This is a genomic window from Rhizobium sp. 21-4511-3d, assembly GCF_053522545.1.
Genome location: NZ_JBNWCF010000025.1, coordinates 19,845 through 34,506, shown reverse-complemented (window position 1 = coordinate 34,506; position 14,662 = coordinate 19,845). Strand labels below are relative to the sequence as shown.

At 60.8% G+C, this 14,662-nt stretch carries 15 protein-coding genes and 1 tRNA gene; 5 read left to right on the top strand and 11 right to left on the bottom strand.

Features of this window, described 5'->3' with window-relative positions:
• Positions 1-152: 152 nt before the first annotated feature.
• Positions 153-1,412 carry an AGE family epimerase/isomerase gene (locus tag ACQZ5H_RS31755; protein ID WP_449100104.1) on the top strand — a complete coding sequence of 420 codons (1,260 nt, stop codon included), beginning with the start codon at positions 153-155 and terminating at the stop codon, positions 1,410-1,412.
• Between the two features lie 49 nt (positions 1,413-1,461).
• Here the strand turns inward: ACQZ5H_RS31755 and ACQZ5H_RS31750 are convergent, their stop codons facing one another.
• The 4 genes from ACQZ5H_RS31750 to ACQZ5H_RS31735 form a co-directional block, all read right to left on the bottom strand.
• A complete protein-coding gene (locus tag ACQZ5H_RS31750; protein WP_112715580.1) occupies positions 1,462-1,950 on the bottom strand; it encodes a heme-degrading domain-containing protein in 489 nt (162 codons plus the stop codon).
• A 101-nt stretch (positions 1,951-2,051) separates the two neighbouring features.
• The gene (locus tag ACQZ5H_RS31745; RefSeq protein ID WP_112715757.1) at positions 2,052-2,453 is read right to left on the bottom strand and encodes a DUF4174 domain-containing protein; all 402 of its coding nucleotides are present in this window, start codon (positions 2,451-2,453) and stop codon (positions 2,052-2,054) included.
• A 102-nt stretch (positions 2,454-2,555) separates the two neighbouring features.
• Complete coding sequence (locus ACQZ5H_RS31740; RefSeq protein WP_199629219.1) at positions 2,556-2,939, bottom strand: BRA0787 family protein; 384 nt, start codon at positions 2,937-2,939, stop codon at positions 2,556-2,558.
• A gap of 244 nt (positions 2,940-3,183) precedes the next feature.
• On the bottom strand, positions 3,184-3,930 hold the full coding sequence (locus tag ACQZ5H_RS31735; RefSeq protein ID WP_449100103.1) for an SIMPL domain-containing protein: 747 nt from the start codon (positions 3,928-3,930) through the stop codon (positions 3,184-3,186).
• A 154-nt stretch (positions 3,931-4,084) separates the two neighbouring features.
• Here ACQZ5H_RS31735 and ACQZ5H_RS31730 point away from each other — a divergent pair.
• Positions 4,085-4,160, top strand: a tRNA-Ile gene (locus ACQZ5H_RS31730).
• A 12-nt stretch (positions 4,161-4,172) separates the two neighbouring features.
• Here ACQZ5H_RS31730 and ACQZ5H_RS31725 read toward each other — a convergent pair.
• Positions 4,173-5,270 carry a KAP family P-loop NTPase fold protein gene (locus tag ACQZ5H_RS31725; protein WP_449100102.1) on the bottom strand — a complete coding sequence of 366 codons (1,098 nt, stop codon included), beginning with the start codon at positions 5,268-5,270 and terminating at the stop codon, positions 4,173-4,175.
• Positions 5,252-5,539 (bottom strand): P-loop NTPase fold protein, encoded by a 288-nt coding sequence (locus ACQZ5H_RS31720; RefSeq protein WP_449100101.1) that lies wholly within the window; start codon positions 5,537-5,539, stop codon positions 5,252-5,254. Before ACQZ5H_RS31720 ends, ACQZ5H_RS31725 begins: the two co-directional genes overlap by 19 nt.
• Positions 5,540-5,808: 269 nt before the next feature.
• Here ACQZ5H_RS31720 and ACQZ5H_RS31715 point away from each other — a divergent pair, with 269 nt between their 5' ends.
• Positions 5,809-6,078 (top strand): hypothetical protein, encoded by a 270-nt coding sequence (locus tag ACQZ5H_RS31715; protein ID WP_449100100.1) that lies wholly within the window; start codon positions 5,809-5,811, stop codon positions 6,076-6,078.
• A 166-nt stretch (positions 6,079-6,244) separates the two neighbouring features.
• On the opposite strand, the gene ACQZ5H_RS31710 is transcribed toward ACQZ5H_RS31715, so the two are convergent.
• The 3 genes from ACQZ5H_RS31710 to ACQZ5H_RS31700 all read right to left on the bottom strand — a co-directional run bounded on the left by ACQZ5H_RS31710 (position 6,245) and on the right by ACQZ5H_RS31700 (position 8,696).
• Positions 6,245-7,969 carry a peptidoglycan D,D-transpeptidase FtsI family protein gene (locus ACQZ5H_RS31710; protein ID WP_130277910.1) on the bottom strand — a complete coding sequence of 575 codons (1,725 nt, stop codon included), beginning with the start codon at positions 7,967-7,969 and terminating at the stop codon, positions 6,245-6,247.
• A gap of 166 nt (positions 7,970-8,135) precedes the next feature.
• Complete coding sequence (locus ACQZ5H_RS31705) at positions 8,136-8,321, bottom strand: hypothetical protein (RefSeq protein ID WP_449100099.1); 186 nt, start codon at positions 8,319-8,321, stop codon at positions 8,136-8,138.
• Positions 8,322-8,360: 39 nt separating this feature from the next.
• The gene (locus ACQZ5H_RS31700; protein ID WP_449100098.1) at positions 8,361-8,696 is read right to left on the bottom strand and encodes a hypothetical protein; all 336 of its coding nucleotides are present in this window, start codon (positions 8,694-8,696) and stop codon (positions 8,361-8,363) included.
• A gap of 121 nt (positions 8,697-8,817) precedes the next feature.
• Between ACQZ5H_RS31700 and ACQZ5H_RS31695 the strand changes: the two genes are divergently transcribed.
• Together ACQZ5H_RS31695 and ACQZ5H_RS31690 are read left to right on the top strand one after the other, a co-directional pair.
• Entirely contained in the window at positions 8,818-9,855 is a 1,038-nt protein-coding gene (locus ACQZ5H_RS31695; RefSeq protein WP_449100097.1) for a phytanoyl-CoA dioxygenase family protein, read from the top strand.
• Positions 9,856-9,944: 89 nt separating this feature from the next.
• Positions 9,945-11,834 carry a capsular polysaccharide export protein, LipB/KpsS family gene (locus ACQZ5H_RS31690; RefSeq protein WP_449100096.1) on the top strand — a complete coding sequence of 630 codons (1,890 nt, stop codon included), beginning with the start codon at positions 9,945-9,947 and terminating at the stop codon, positions 11,832-11,834.
• 3 nt (positions 11,835-11,837) lie between these two features.
• Here the strand turns inward: ACQZ5H_RS31690 and ACQZ5H_RS31685 are convergent, their stop codons facing one another.
• Positions 11,838-13,385: a SpoVR family protein gene (locus ACQZ5H_RS31685; protein WP_449100095.1), complete on the bottom strand. Its 1,548-nt coding sequence runs from the start codon at positions 13,383-13,385 to the stop codon at positions 11,838-11,840.
• Complete coding sequence (locus tag ACQZ5H_RS31680; protein ID WP_203428503.1) at positions 13,382-14,656, bottom strand: YeaH/YhbH family protein; 1,275 nt, start codon at positions 14,654-14,656, stop codon at positions 13,382-13,384. Before ACQZ5H_RS31680 ends, ACQZ5H_RS31685 begins: the two co-directional genes overlap by 4 nt.
• Between the last annotated feature and the right edge of the window lie 6 nt (positions 14,657-14,662).

Genomic DNA, 14,662 nt, shown 5'->3' with positions numbered 1-14,662 from the left:
CAAGACCAGGGTGATGAAATCACATAAAGATATCTTTATGTCAATATATGCCTGTCACAAGAATGGATTACAAGGCGGGGCGGCGTGACAGACTCGGCGGACCTCTATATAGGCGTTCCGCAAGGCTTTGTGCATGAAATCGGAGGAGCGACATGGCATCGGCAAACGGCAGCAGCGGTCTCGGAAACTGGACGACCCGCGCCTATCACCGCAACTGGCTCTTGGCCCAGGCAAACGGCCTTTTCGATTTCTTCCAGCACCAGTCGGTCAACCCGAAGGGCGGCTTCTACGATCTCGATGATCAGGGCAAGCCGCTCGACGCCGAGGGTCAGGTGCGCAGCATCCATATCGCCGCCCGCGCCGTCCACTGCTTTGCCGCAGGCACCCTGCTCGGCCGCCCGGGCGCCGCCGATGTCGTCGACCACGGCATGGACTATCTCTGGAACCACCACCGCGACCGCAAGAACGGCGGCTATTTCTGGTCCCTCGACAATAACGGTCCTGTCGATTCCAACAAGCAGGGTTACGGCCACGCCTTCGTGCTGCTCGCCGCATCCTCGGCCAAGACCATCGACCATCCGCTGGCCGACGGCATGCTTGCCGATATCACCGAAGTCCTGAACACCCGCTTCTGGGAGGCCAGGCACGGCGCCATCGCCGAGGAATTCACCGCCGACTGGCAGCCGCTCGATGGCGGCAATTACCGCGGCCAGAACTCCAACATGCACCTGACCGAAGCGCTGATGGCCGCCTTCGAGGCGACCGGCGACCGCGAATATCTGACCAAGGCCGAAAGCATCGCCGATCTCGTCATTCGCCGCGCGGCGGGTTCGGTCGGCTGGCGCGTCGCCGAGCATTTCGGCGCCGACTGGAGCCTCGACAAGAATTACTACCACCCGAACGAAATGTTCCGTCCGGCCGGCACCACGCCCGGCCACTCGCTGGAATGGGCCCGCCTCATCCTGCAGCTCTGGGTTCTCGGCGGCAAGAAGCTGGACTGGCTGCCGGATGCCGCCAAGGGCCTGTTCTCGCAGTCGATGGCGCTCGGCTGGGACAATGACAAGGACGGCTTCTTCTATACGCTCGATTGGGACGACAAGCCCGCCAAGCGCAACAAGCTCTGGTGGCCGGCCTGCGAAGCGGCAGCCGCCGCCCACTTCCTCAACGAGCACCTGCCGAGCGATTTCCACGAGGAAAGCTACCGCAAGGTCTGGAACGTCATCGAACGCTGCTTCATCGACCACGAGAACGGCGGGTGGCACGAAGAGCTGACCGAAGACCTCGTGCCCTCGCACAGCCTCTTCCCCGGCAAGGGCGACATCTACCACGCCCTGCAGGCCTGCCTGATCCCGCTCTTCCCGGCGACCGGCAGCATCACCAAGGGCATCATCGAAGCCGGCGGCAAGCTCTAAGCACTAAGCACTAGAACCATTCCCGCTCCGGCGGGAATGGCCGCATGCCCTATCCGAGCCGCAGCGAATCCAGATCCTTCGCCAGCATCAGCGCCAGCGCCTCGACCGCGAGATTATGGTCGTCGCGCTGCGGCAGGCCTGACACCGTGACCGCGCCGATGCAGCCCGTGCCCTTCACATTGATCGGGAAGCTGCCGCCATGGGCGGCGTAATCGGCGCTCGAAAGCCCGTTATCCTCGATCGTCTTGCCATCCGATTTCAGCTTCAACCCGCAGGCATAGCTGCTCTTCAGATAGCGAAACACCATGTTGCGCTTGCGCCGGACCCACTGGACATTGTCGGGCGTCGCGCCCGGCAGTGCCGCGTAGAAGACCTGCATGGAATGCAGCGACACATCGATCGCCACCTTCAGCCCCCGGTCGGTCGAAAGTTCCTGCAGGAGCTTGCCGAGCTGCCAGGCGCTCGTCAAGTCGAAGCTGTCGAAGGCGAGCACCTTTTCCTGTTCGGCGATGCGAACCAGATCATCCTCGATGGTCATCACAGGCACTCCTCTCCTCATACGACTAGGAGAGAACATCCGCAGGGCGCAGAAAAAAGTAAAGCGAAATCGTAGTGATAGCTCTGCCCGGACGAGAGCGCCTAGTGCGGCATGGTGGCCAGCGCCCCGATGATCTCCTCGGGCCGCATCGGCTCGCTGGCGCGCAGCTTCACCCGGCCGTCGCGATCGAGCAGGATCAGCCCGAACTCGCCCGGCTGCGGACCATCGAGCGTGTCGCGCAGCTCGTCGGCATCCAGATCATGCGGATCGTCGAACAGCGGAAACACGCCGCCGCCGGCAATGTTGAAGACCTCGATATCTTCCTCGATGAACCGCAGATGCGCCTTGCGCAAGAGATCGTCCTGGCGCGATGCCCGGTCGTCTTCGGCATCGGCAAACACCAGCAGCACGCGCTTCTTGCCGCCGAACGGCCTGAGGCAGCGCGGCGTCGAGACCGTGTGCGGCTCGGTTCCGAGAATTTCCCGTACGAATGATTTCAGCATGATGCCCATCCTTCCTATCGTCATCAACGGCTGGAAGCCTGAGCGGTTCCCGCAGGAAGCGGGGCAGGATCGCCAGCTGACGGCGATCCTGCAATTTGGGTGCTATTCGCGCGATTCGCGCGGTGCAGCGCGGCCGGTGACGGCCACGACATCGGTCCCGCCATTGGCGAGAAGCCGTTTGCGAACCAGAACGCGCATGACGCGCGCCGCTGTCGAGAAGGTCATCTGGTCGAGAGGACCCTCGCCTTCCCAGGGCTTGGTCAGCCGCTCGGTGACGGCACCGACGATATTCATCGGCACGATGTCGTCGCATTCGCGCATGGCTTCGAACACCATGCTGATCGGCAGGACCTTCCCTTCGAAGGTCACGATCGGTTCTGTGAGTTCCGTATCCCATTCTTCGAAGGCATAAAGAGCCTCACGGAAGAGTTCCTGAAGGGTGAACGGGGCGTGTCCGTTGTGAAGTGGCGGCAAGGCATTCGTCATGTCTGTCTCCTCTTGGCAGGGATGAAGCCATTTCCTCCTCATCGGCCGGGAATTAATGCGGAAAACAGAACTCGGGTTCCCTCGCGCGGCCGAATAACACGATCGATTTTATAGTGTAACACTCGCGTGATAAAGCCTTTTATGCCCACGCCTTGGAAAAAGCCGCCGCCAGAAACAGTTAAGCCGTTGATATCGCTTAACGATACCAACGGCTATTTTTACCACCGGAAGCCGATGTCAGCGCTTACTGCTCGAGCGCGAAGGTGACATTGACCGTAACATTATAGGTGTTCTCGCCGCCCTGAACCGGCACCGAGGCATCGGCAGCCTCCTTCATCATCGCGGCGCGATAGACCGGCTGCGGCATCGGGCGGGCGCTGTTTTCGCTGATTTCGAGGATCCGGCCGAGCTTGACGCCCGCCGCTTCCGTCAGCGTCTTCGCCTTCTTCAGCGCCGAGGCGACCGCATCCTTGCGCGCCTCGTCGATGACGCCTTCCGGCTTGTCGTTGGTGAAGCTGATGTCGCCACCCTGGTTGATCCCCAATGTCACCGACTGGTCGATGATGCCGCCGAGCTTGGAAAGATCGCGCACGCGCACGGTGATTCCATTCGACACCTGGTAGCCGATCAGCTCCGGCTGCTTCGGCTGGCCGTCGGCGCTCTGCGGATAGTTATATTGCGGCTGCACGGAGAAACCGGCGGTCTGCAGGTCCTTCTCGGCAATCCCGCCCTTCTTCAGCGCCGCCAGAACCTCGGTCATCGCCTTGTTGTTCTCGTCGAGTGCCTCGCGCGCCGTCTTCGCCTGCTTGACGACGGAGAGATTGACGATCGCCATGTCGGGCGCCACCGAAGACTGCCCATCCCCCGAAACCATGATCACGGCTTCGCGCGGCTTTGAATCATCGGCAATCGCCGCCGCCGTCACCGGCAGCACGGCCGCCGCCGTGATCAAAAGACCGAGCGCGAGTTTCCTGGTATTCTGCAGCGCCATGTTTCACTCCTTGGTTGTCGCTACCCCGTTTCTCTTCTTTGGCCATTGATTGTGAAGCTATTGCGGCAACGTCTTGTCGCTGCATCCGAATTACGCTAGAGCGAAACCGCTGCGGGGAACCATTGCCCCGAAGCCAGCGCAGGCGCCTGCGCCAGGGCCTGTAGCTCAATGGTTAGAGCCGGCGGCTCATAACCGCTTGGTTGGGGGTTCGAGTCCCTCCGGGCCCACCATGATTTTCTGCCTCATGCTGGCGATAGCCGGTCAACGACATCGTTCGCGGTGTATTTGACGATGTCGGACCTATCCCGAAAACTGTAGCGAAAAGATAGAGACTTACCAAAGTCTTTCAGCTCTTCCGGAAGCGGGTCTGCAAGGAGATAGGTCCACCATTCCTCCTCCCACCCCATTTGACCTTCGCGATATTCATCCGGACTAAACCGCAGAAATTGCTTCGCCTCCTCAAGCTTTAGATCACCGCGTTTTGCCTTCTTGAACAAATCGGGGCGCAACAACTTCATCATTATCAATCCCCCCATAATCGCACCTAGTTGAAGCCGATTCTCCGGTGTAAGCCCGACAGCGAGGGCGAGCACAGAGAATGCGCGCTCCAATGTCCTGAAGCTCATCTGCTCATAGTTTATGAGGCGGATAATTGTCTCCACAGAAGACCCAACTTGGCTGTCTCTGTCTCTGCCGCTGTTGATCGCAAGCGTATCTGCGAGGTGGCTAGCATATTTGTGTAAATCGCCACGCCTCCGCCCCTCACTGTTTTCAACATTGAGAACCGTCAGATTGATAAATTTCTGAAGGTATGCACTTGCGTCGATGGTGTCCCCGTAAGCATATCGAACGGAGCTCTCAAGCTGGGGCAGATGAACACCAAGCACAAAGTGGACATTTGGTACGGCCATGAAGTGCTTGATACGCTCAAGCAAAGCTAAAGCGAAATGCGGTTTGCAGCGATCGAGCTCGTCAATGATAAATATCAGGGGTCTATGGGCGGTCGCTCCGTCAGGTGACATTAGACCCGGCAAATCGGTAAGGGCTTTGCGAAAGCTCTCTGCGACTTCTTTTTGTTTTCGCGGCTTATCAAGCAGCTGATCCATATAAGCTTCGGCTACGTCCTCTGCCTCCGCCCCAATGTCCTTTCCTACCTCGGCAAAGTCTTCCGACCTAGCCAAACCGACCGTTGCCGCGCGTACAGCAACTTTGAGACCAACCTTGGCGCTTCCTCTAAGTAGCATAGCCCCCAAGTGCGCCGCCTTTTCCTTCATCCCTTGCGCCAACATGCTCTTCGGAGATGCTCTCTCTTCGGCTAACTCTACAATCTCGCGCGCCAAGGCAGCAAAGGCATCCTCGACATAATCATTTCGAACGCATCAAAGAGGATAACCGGGTGACCGCTTTTGCGTAGCTCACCCGCCCACATCCTTAGGAACGTGGTCTTTCCTGAGCCCCATGGGCCATCAAAGGCGATTACCAAAGGATCTTCTATAGTCGCCACGAGATGAGACATCGCCTTAGCAAGTTGCGATTTGCCGAAAATGTCTCTTTCAGACGTAAAGCCTTCGTCATCACCTATATGCAACGGCACAGGATAAATCTTCATACTCGCCCCCAAAACTTATGTAGCATCACGCTGCCACTCTAGGTCGAAATCAGCAAGTGTCGCAGCTCAGACAGTCACGGGAGAACACAAATAAGTTGCATAGACCGATGCGGTCGCTGGGGGTGGACTGACAGATCGTTACATCCATCACTAATCCGAGGCTATTTATCGCCATGAGCATAGGGGCGCCAAAGCCGCTTAAACAGTAGCGACCAACGGGTAAATCACCGACTAGCCACCAACCCCAATATCCCCTAAACATCACCCCCATGACCAAACCACCCAAATCCCCCAAGCTCGAACATTCCGAACTTTCCGGCGAATTCACCGAAGGCGATATCACCGTGCTCGTCGATATCTTCCGCAAGGCCGGCAGCCAGGAAGACTGGACGATGGAGGTCGTCACGCAGAATGAGGATCTCATTCGCTGGGACGAGCCGTTTGCGACCGACAGGGAAGCCTTCGATGAATTTCTGGCGACGATTGCCCGCGATGGCATCGCCTCCTTCGTCGAGGACGATGACGTCTCAGTCCATTGAGGACGCCGCCTCTTTCTTGGGCGGGATCGATCTGCTGCCTTGCGTCCAGGCCTGAATGATATAAAGGCACGGACAGAACGCGACTGCCATTAACTTAAGAATGGGGTCGGGCGGCCGATTGACGTCACGCTGCTGCCACGAGATCACGTGGCCGTTCCAAAAGCCCTCAATAGCCCGCCAGCAGGTTCTGCCCGAAATCCGGTTCGACGCCGAGCAGCGGCGCGGTCCGCGCGATGATGTCGTGCACCATCGGGGCGGCGGTTTCGGCGGCCAGGTTCAGGTTGTGCACGCCGGTCAGCGGCTGGTCGATGAAGGACAGCACGACATATTTCGGGTTGGTCATCGGGAAGGCGGCGAGGAACGAATTGAAGCTCAGCTTGTGCGAATAGACGCCGTTGATGACCTTGTTGGCCGTCCCCGTCTTGCCGCCCACATGGAAGCCCGGAACATCGGCGGCGCGGCCGGTGCCCTGCTCGCCGTTCAGGCGGAACAGATAGCGGATCGTGTCGCTGGTGCTTTTCTTGACCACCTGGGATTCGGTCTTTTCCGCCTCTTCCTGCGTGCGCGGAAAGAAGGTCGGCTCGATCAGCTTGCCGTCGTCGATCAGCGCTGCACCCGCGACCGCCGTCTGCATCGGCGTCGTCGCCACGCCATGGCCGAAAGCGATGGTGATCGAGTTGATCTTCTTCCACACCTTAGGCTGGCTCGGCGCCTTCACCTCGGGCAGCTCCGTCTGCATGCGTGACAGCAGGCCGAAGCGGGTCAGATAGTCCTTCTGGATATCCATGCCGACCTTGTCCATCATCCGGGCGGTGCCGATGTTGGACGAGTAGCGGAAGATCTCGGGGATCGACAGAACACGCCGCGGCACATCGCGGTCGTCGTGAATGGTGAAGCCGCCATAATGCAGCGGCGCGCTGGCATCGAAACTGTCGCTGAGCTTCACCGTCCCGGTGTCGATCGCCATGGCGATCGAGAAGGTCTTGAACACCGAACCCATCTCGTCGGTGCCGTTGCTCATCCGGTTCAGCCAGCCCTCCCCGCCCGTCGCCTTCGGATCGTTCGGATCGAAATCCGGCGCCGAGGCCATGGCGATCACCTCGCCCGTATGGATATCGAGAATGACGGCCCCCGCCGACTTGCTCTGATAGGTGGTCAGCGCGTCCGTCACGACATCATGGACGATGTTCTGGGCGCGGATATCGATCGAGAGCTTCACCGGCTCCAGGCTGTTGTCGCTGGCAAGCCCGGTCGAGGCGAGGTCGGACATCCCCTGGTTGTCGAGATATTTCTCCATGCCGGCCACACCGTGATTGTCGATATCGACATAGCCGAGAATATGCGCGGCCGTGCGGCCCGCCGGATAGAAGCGCTTAACCTCTGGCCGGAAGCCGATCGCCGGCAGGCCGAGCGCCAGAACCTCGCTCTGCTGCTTCGGCGTCAGCTGGCGGCGCAGCCAGGTGAAGTGCGACTTGCGGTCGGAAAGCTTCTGGTAGAGCGACTTGCGATCGAGATCGGGAAACAGCTGCGTCAGCTTCTCCACCGCCTCGTCGGCATCGACGACGCGGATTGGCTCGGCAAACATCGAGACGGTGCGGACATCGGTGGCGAGCACCTGCCCGTTGCGATCGACGATATCCGGCCGCGACGCGACAATAGCGTTCGGCGGGATGCTCGACGTCTCATCGTCTGTCAGCATCGCATAATAGACGAGCTTTCCGGTCATCGTAGAAAAGACCATGAGAAGAGCGCCCGCGAGCGTAAAGATACGCGATCGCGTCTGCTTGTCTCGGCGGCCACTGGATCGCAAACGCTTCTCGCGCGATCCGGAACCGAAGGTCAGTCTGACAACCCGGCCACTCCGGGAGGTTACGGCATGAATAATCGACATGGGGCAATGCAGGGATCACGGAGGAAAAGCCGGCGCGCTATTTCCGCGATTGATTCCTAGCTAGCGCCGTTAAGCCTAACAGACCCTTAACCGGGAATGCGGGTTGTTATATTGGGCGGCGATGGACTGTCGTGGGTGCTCACGATCACGGGAATGTGAACGCGCCTCAGCAGCTCAATCCACGCGCCGCCCGCGCCAGCCGAACCGTACGATCACGGTTGAGGACCGCACTGCAAAGCCGCGCATCGGACATCATTTCGTAATCGGCAACGGATGGGCGGCGCACCGCATGCGATGCGTTGCAGGACACAGCAAGCAGGGTCAGAAAGAACATTGCCATAGTGCGTACCATCGCATGCTCCGTGTTGATGCCGCGCCGGGCAGCGGTCTTTCAACCGCTGTTTCCTCTGAGACGCCAGCCGACCGCCATGAGAAAAACTAGGCAGAGAATAGCAGCTGGCCAGAAATCTGTGGCCTGGTCCCAGCTCCATTCCCATAAGAAGTAACCGCGAAGCTGCGGCGGCGGCATATGCTGGCTGATCTCGAAATCGCGCTTCTCCCGCCCATGAAAATGCCCGGCGGCAAAGGCGAGTCCCAGCATCAGCGCCATGCGCCACCGAAAGACGAACCGCATGATCAGCCCGAAGACAGCGGCGATGGCGATGGCTTCCACCATATGCCCCGCCCAGTCCCAGTTGGCTTGGATATAGCTCCAATCGAGCTGCATGAAACTCCGCCCGCTGCGTTGATGACGACGGATCATGAATGGCCCATGGCTTCCAAAGCTTGCACCGGCTGGCAATTCAGGTCAACTTAAGCGCGCTCTGAAATAGTGCGGGAGGGGGATGATGCCGGGACCGAAGTGGACGCCACTCAAGATTCTGATGCTCCCTGTCTATGCGCTGCAGATCGTCACCGGCGAGAAGCGCTTCATCGAAAACCCTATCCTCGGCAGCGTCCGGCTGAACAGGAAAGGCCTGCATGTCTGGAGGGTAAAGGCGGCGGCGAAGATTGCTGCTGCCCGGCGCAAGCGTCTCTCAGATCTCATCCCGAAGGCCGAACAGGTCTTCTTCGCCGAGAATGGCTATATCGAGAGACGCAATTTCCTGCCGCCGGAAATGTTTGCCAGACTTCGTGCCGAAGTAGAGGCGCTGCGCGCGCCGGCCCGGGAGATGACACAGGGCAAGGCAGTGACGCGCCGCCTCTCGCTGACGCCGGAGGTCTTGCGGGACTATCCGGCCATTCGAGCGCTGGTCGACAGCAACGCCTGGAGCAATCCGCTTCGCTACATCGGCGGCTTCAAGGCCGAGCCGGTCATCAGCATCCAGACGATATTCGGCTCCGAAACGGACGAAGGAAAGGGCAAGGATCCGCAGACCGACCTGCACATGGATACCTTTCACTCCACGGTGAAGGCCTGGTTCTTCCTCTATGACGTACCTGAGGACGAAGGCCCCTTCACCTATGTCGCAGGGTCGCACAAGCTGACGAAAAGGCGGCTCGCCTGGCATAAGCGCAGAAGCATTCTTGCCTCCGAGCGTGGCGACAACGGCTCCTTCCGTATCCCGGCCGAAGACCTTCATCTCCTGCGTCTGCCCCAACCCACCAAGTTTGCCGTGCCCGCCAACACGCTGGTCGTCGGCGATACCTTCGGTTTTCACGCCCGCGGCAAGTCGGCCCGCCCCTCCGTGCGCGTCGAGATCTATGCGTCGCAGCGGCCGAACCCCTTTCTCCCGGTCGTCAGCCTCGACACGTCCATCCTGCCTTTCGTGCGTGGCCGCAAGGAAGTCATCGGCTGGTTTGTCGAGGACTGCATGGTCAAGCTCGGGATGCGGCGGCAGATCTGGAAGGATGTCGGCACCGCAAGCCCGCTGGACCCTCGCTGAATGCAACGCTGCGGTTGCAGCCGGCAGCGCGACAGGCTAGGTCAGAATCCGCCTCCAGACGGCATTCTTCCGCAGGTAGACGTAAAACCATGAACTATCTCACCGACCGCGTGTCGGAATTCGTCCAGGACCTGATCGAAGGCAAGAAGCATCTCGGCGCGGTCGGCGCGCTGCTGGCGGTCCTCGCCTGCCTCACACGCATCCTGCCGATGCGGGCGCAGCGTCAGCGGATTTGCGATGGCCGGCTCTATGTTGCCTGCCTGCAGAGGGATTACCGCAAGGCGGCTATGATCCTCACGGCGTTTGCGAAGCACGACCGGCCGGGCGCCGATGCGATGCGGCTTTTCTTCCAGGAAATCCTCGTCCATATCGATGCGAAGCATGCCCGCGCGCTTCAGGCTGCGCGTCACTTCGATCCTGATCTCGCTCCGGTTCTCGACGCGGCACTTCTCTGGGCCGATGGCAAATCGGCTGAAGCCCTCGATAAGCTGAACATCATCCGGAAGAGCTTTCCGGCACGCGTGCAGGCGGCCGAACTGAAGCGGGCATTTCTGCTGGAGGGGCGACACCACGAGCAGTTTGCCGAGGATGGCATCAGGCGGCTTGCCGACGATGCCGATCGCCCGATGTTTCAATACGCCTCTTCCGTCGCCGCCTCGGCCGATAGCGCCGGGCGAACGGACCTTCTGCGCACCGCGATCGAGAGGATCGCGCGGGATCGCGCGGCGATCCAGAAGAGTGACCGGGCGCTCTCGCGCTACGCCCAGCATGCTGTCGATGCCTCAATGTGGCTCCTCGATCTCGAAGGCGCCAAGCAGGTCATCGCAGCGCTCCGCCGCCGGGGAATGGATACGGCGGCCAGCCGCCTGGAGCGTCGCATCCGGCTCGGTGAGATCGAGGCGATGTCGCCCCTGATCGGCAAGGCACACCAGGATATCCTGGCGCGCGCCGGTATGCTCGCGGCTTCACCTGATGATGCCGATGCCGTGCTGGTCATCCCCTCGGCAGCGCTGCGCGCCAACAAGATCGATTATCCCGGTTTCCGTGCCGATATCCGCTTCGTGCTGCAGACCATCGCCGCACATCTCGATGCGCTCGGCATGTCCTATCAGGTCCGCGGCCAGGTCAAGCTGCACGGAACGGAGGACTTGCACCTTCCCTTCTTCGCCTATCACACGGTGTCGGGCGGCAAGAACGGCCTGCATTTCAAGGAGACCGATCGCCCCTCGCGCTTCAGCTTCGATACCGGCGGCTATTCCGGCTGGTCGGATTTCTCCAAGCAGCAGGCTGCGGACCTGCCGCTCGCAGACGTGGATGCATCCGTCGCTGAAAACTATTTCCGCAAGGATCAGCAGCGCATCATCGCCAACAACATTTCGAAATACCGCCAGGACCCGCTCGATACGCAAACGCCCCTGCCCGAGCGGTTCGTCTTCGTCGCCCTGCAGATGGTCGGCGACTCCGTTCAGGAGCTGGCGCATTTCACGCCGATGGAGATGCTCGATGAGGTCATCGTCGCCTGCGCCAGGCGCGGCTACGCCGTCGTCGTCAAACGCCACCCGCTCTGCGGATCGGCAGCCGTCGGTCGCTATCTCGCAGAAGCGCAGAGCTCGGGGCGCATCACCGTCGCGTCAGGCAGCATCCACGCGATCATCGCCCGCGCGGCCGCCGTCTGCGTCGTCAATTCCGGTGTCGGCGCCGAGGCGCTTCTGCACGAGAAGCCCGTCTATGTTTTCGGCCGCGCCGATTACATGGGCGCCTGCTTTGTCTGCGCTACGGCAGGCGACTTCGACCGGCAATTTCAACCGGGCCGCAACGCCCTGTCCCGTGAGGAGCTTCACCGCTTCTGGTACCTGCTGCGGGAGAGCTACGCCGTCGATCTCGGCACCAGGGACGAAGCCAAGAAAGAGATCACTAGAAGGGTCGACGATCACCTTCGCAGGGTCGCGGCGCAGGGTGCCATCGAAAAGGCGTCCTGAGCGTTAGAACAGCTTGCCTCGCGGGCTAGCGTGATGCTCTGCAACGATCGCGTCCTCGCCATCGATTTCCTGTAAGAGCACGTCGTAGCCCCATAGGTCGGCGAGGTGCTGGAGGACGAGTTTTGTGTCGTTTTCCTGCAGCATCCAGTCGTTGGTGACGCGGTGCTGGACGAGCAGGCGGCGGTCGCCGGCGAGATCGACGTCGACGATCTCGATGCCGGGGTCGGTCCAGCCGATATCATATTCGCGAGCGAGCTGACGGCGGATGCGGCGGTAGCCGCGTTCGTCGTGGATCGCCGAGACGAGGATGCCCTCCTCCTGCTCCGGATCGTCATAGAGGTGGAAGAGCCGCAGCTGGCGGATCAGGTGGGGGCTGAGGAACTGCGCCACGAAGCTTTCGTCGCGGTAATCGGCCCAGATGCCGCGCAGCACGCCCATCACGTCGCCACGCCCGGCAATATCGGGGAACCAGGAGCGGTCCTCCTCGGTTGGCTGCGTGACGATGCGCTCGATGTCCTGCATCATCGCGAAGCCAAGCGCATAGGGGTTGAAGCCCGAGAAGCGGCGGTCATCATAGGTCGGCTGGAAGACGACGTTGGCGTGGGATTTCAGAAACTCGAGATAATTGCCGTCGCTCAGCTGCCCCTTGTCATGCAGCCGGTTCATGATCCGGTAGTGCACATAGGTGGCGGTGCCCTCGTTCATCACCTTGGTCTGGCGTTGCGGGTGAAAATATTGCGCCACATGGCGAACGATGCGCAGGATCTCGCGCTGCCAGGGCTGCAGCCGCGGCGCCGATTTCTCGAGAAAATAGAGGAGATTGTCCTGCGGCAGGCCGAGGGCGGCGCGCCGCCGCTCAAGGTCGATATCGGCGGCACTCGCCGCCTTTCCCGCAGGCACGGTGCGCCAGAGATCGTTGAACATCTGCTCTTCGTGGCGCCGGCGCTCCTCTTCGCGCTTCTGCTCCTCGCGCAGATTGAGCTTCACCTTGCCGGCATGGCGGTGGACGCCGTGCGACATCAGCGCGTGCGCGGCATCGAGCGTCCGCTCGACGGCGATCTCGCCGTAGCGCTCCTCGCAGCGGGCGATATAGCCCTTGGCGAAATCGAGATAGTCGAGAATGCCCTCGGCATCCGTCCAGAGCTTGAAGAGATAGTTGTTCTTGAAGAAGTGGTTATGGCCGAAAGCGGCATGGGCGATGACCAGCGTCTGCATCGTCGCCGTGTTTTCCTCCATCAGGTAGGAAATGCAGGGTGAGGAATTGATGACGATCTCATAGGCGAGATCGCGCATGCCGCGCCGGTAGAAGGCTTCGTGATGGGCAAAATGCTTGCCGAAGGACCAGTGGCGGTAGAAGAGCGGCATGCCGGTCGAGGAATAGGCATCCAGCATCTGCTCCGAGGTGATCACCTCGATCTGGTTCGGATAGACGTCGAGGCCGAGTTCCTTGAGGGCGATTTCCTCGCAGGCATCGTGGATGCGCTGCAGTGTCGAGAAGTCCCAGTCGGCGCCCTCGAAGAGCAGTCTTTCCTTCACTGCCGCAGCCATCATGGCGCCACCTTTTCTCCGTCGCGTTTCTGGAACAGATCGTGGAACACAGGGAAGATTTCATTCTTCCGGCAAACCTTGCGCATCGATAGCGGCAGGGCCGCGGCCCGGATGCTGTCATAGAGCGCCCAGAGCGGCGAGCGCGAGACGGAGGAGTCGCCGCTTTCCTCGTCGACCTCGATATAGGCGAAGTACTGGCAGAGCGGCAGGATCTCGTGCTGCAGCAGCTGGCCGGTGGTCGACCCGTCCGAATAGGAATTGTCGCCATCGGAGGCCTGGGCCGCGTAGATGTTCCACTCGGCCGGATCGAAGCGCGCCGCGATGATCTGGCGCATGCAGGCAAGCGCACTGGAGACCAGCGTGCCGCCGGTGGCGGGACCGTAGAAGAAGGTCTCCTCGTCGACCTCTTCGGCGCGGTCGGTATGGCGGATGAAGACGATCTCCACCTTCTTGTAGCGCTGCGACAGGAACAGATAGAGCAGCAGATAGAAGCGCTTGGCGAGATCCTTCATATGCTCGGACATCGAGCCCGAGACGTCCATCAGGCAGAACATCACCGCCTTGGCGACCGGCTTCGGCTCGTCCTCGAAGCGGCGGTAGCGCACGTCGAGCGGATCGATATAGGGGATGCGCTTGCTCTTCTCGTTGAGAGACTTGAGCTCGGCCTCCAGGGCCGCCTTTCTCTCCTCGTCGTCGGTCTCCTCGATCTCGCGCTTCAGCGCCTCGATTTCCTCGGTGCGTGGGCGCTTCAGCGCGATGCGGCGCATCATGGCAAGCCGCGAGGTGCGGGCGACGGCGATGTTGGAGGGGGAGCCGGAGACCGAGAAGCCTGCCCGTGCCGGGCTGAATTCCTCGGTTTCGCTCAGCCGTCGCTTTGCGAGATCGGGAAGCTCCAGATCGTCGAGGAAGACGTCGAGGAATTCTTCGCGGGTCAGAACGAAGCGGAAGCTGTCTTCGCCATCCCCCTCGCCGGCTTCCTTCGGCTTGCCGCCGCCGCGGCCGGGTGGCCGCGGAATGATGTCGCCCTCGACGAAGGCTCTGTTGCCGGGGAGCACCTGATCGCTGATGCCCCCCTCACCGCGCCGGAAACTCGGCTCGGTCATTCCGTCGATCGGCAGGCTGATCTCGCCGCCATCGAGCACATCACGGATGTTCCGGTTCTGCAGGGAGCGTTTCACCGCTTGCTGCACGGCGCTCTTGGCACGCCGCAAGAACCGTTGACGATTTTCCAGACTTTTACCGCGCGGATTCAGCCGGCGGTCGACGATGTGCATGTTGGC

What these genes read in the sequence shown, in the direction of transcription:
- ACQZ5H_RS31755 (WP_449100104.1), top strand. Translation starts at nt 153, where the DNA reads ATGGCATCGGCAAACGGCAGCAGCGGTCTCGGAAACTGGACGACCCGC.
- ACQZ5H_RS31750 (WP_112715580.1), bottom strand. Translation starts at nt 1,950, where the DNA reads ATGACCATCGAGGATGATCTGGTTCGCATCGCCGAACAGGAAAAGGTG.
- ACQZ5H_RS31745 (WP_112715757.1), bottom strand. Translation starts at nt 2,453, where the DNA reads ATGCTGAAATCATTCGTACGGGAAATTCTCGGAACCGAGCCGCACACG.
- ACQZ5H_RS31740 (WP_199629219.1), bottom strand. Translation starts at nt 2,939, where the DNA reads ATGACGAATGCCTTGCCGCCACTTCACAACGGACACGCCCCGTTCACC.
- ACQZ5H_RS31735 (WP_449100103.1), bottom strand. Translation starts at nt 3,930, where the DNA reads ATGGCGCTGCAGAATACCAGGAAACTCGCGCTCGGTCTTTTGATCACG.
- ACQZ5H_RS31720 (WP_449100101.1), bottom strand. Translation starts at nt 5,539, where the DNA reads ATGAAGATTTATCCTGTGCCGTTGCATATAGGTGATGACGAAGGCTTT.
- ACQZ5H_RS31715 (WP_449100100.1), top strand. Translation starts at nt 5,809, where the DNA reads ATGACCAAACCACCCAAATCCCCCAAGCTCGAACATTCCGAACTTTCC.
- ACQZ5H_RS31710 (WP_130277910.1), bottom strand. Translation starts at nt 7,969, where the DNA reads ATGTCGATTATTCATGCCGTAACCTCCCGGAGTGGCCGGGTTGTCAGA.
- ACQZ5H_RS31705 (WP_449100099.1), bottom strand. Translation starts at nt 8,321, where the DNA reads ATGGTACGCACTATGGCAATGTTCTTTCTGACCCTGCTTGCTGTGTCC.
- ACQZ5H_RS31700 (WP_449100098.1), bottom strand. Translation starts at nt 8,696, where the DNA reads ATGCAGCTCGATTGGAGCTATATCCAAGCCAACTGGGACTGGGCGGGG.
- ACQZ5H_RS31695 (WP_449100097.1), top strand. Translation starts at nt 8,818, where the DNA reads ATGCCGGGACCGAAGTGGACGCCACTCAAGATTCTGATGCTCCCTGTC.
- ACQZ5H_RS31690 (WP_449100096.1), top strand. Translation starts at nt 9,945, where the DNA reads ATGAACTATCTCACCGACCGCGTGTCGGAATTCGTCCAGGACCTGATC.
- ACQZ5H_RS31685 (WP_449100095.1), bottom strand. Translation starts at nt 13,385, where the DNA reads ATGATGGCTGCGGCAGTGAAGGAAAGACTGCTCTTCGAGGGCGCCGAC.
- ACQZ5H_RS31680 (WP_203428503.1), bottom strand. Translation starts at nt 14,656, where the DNA reads ATGCACATCGTCGACCGCCGGCTGAATCCGCGCGGTAAAAGTCTGGAA.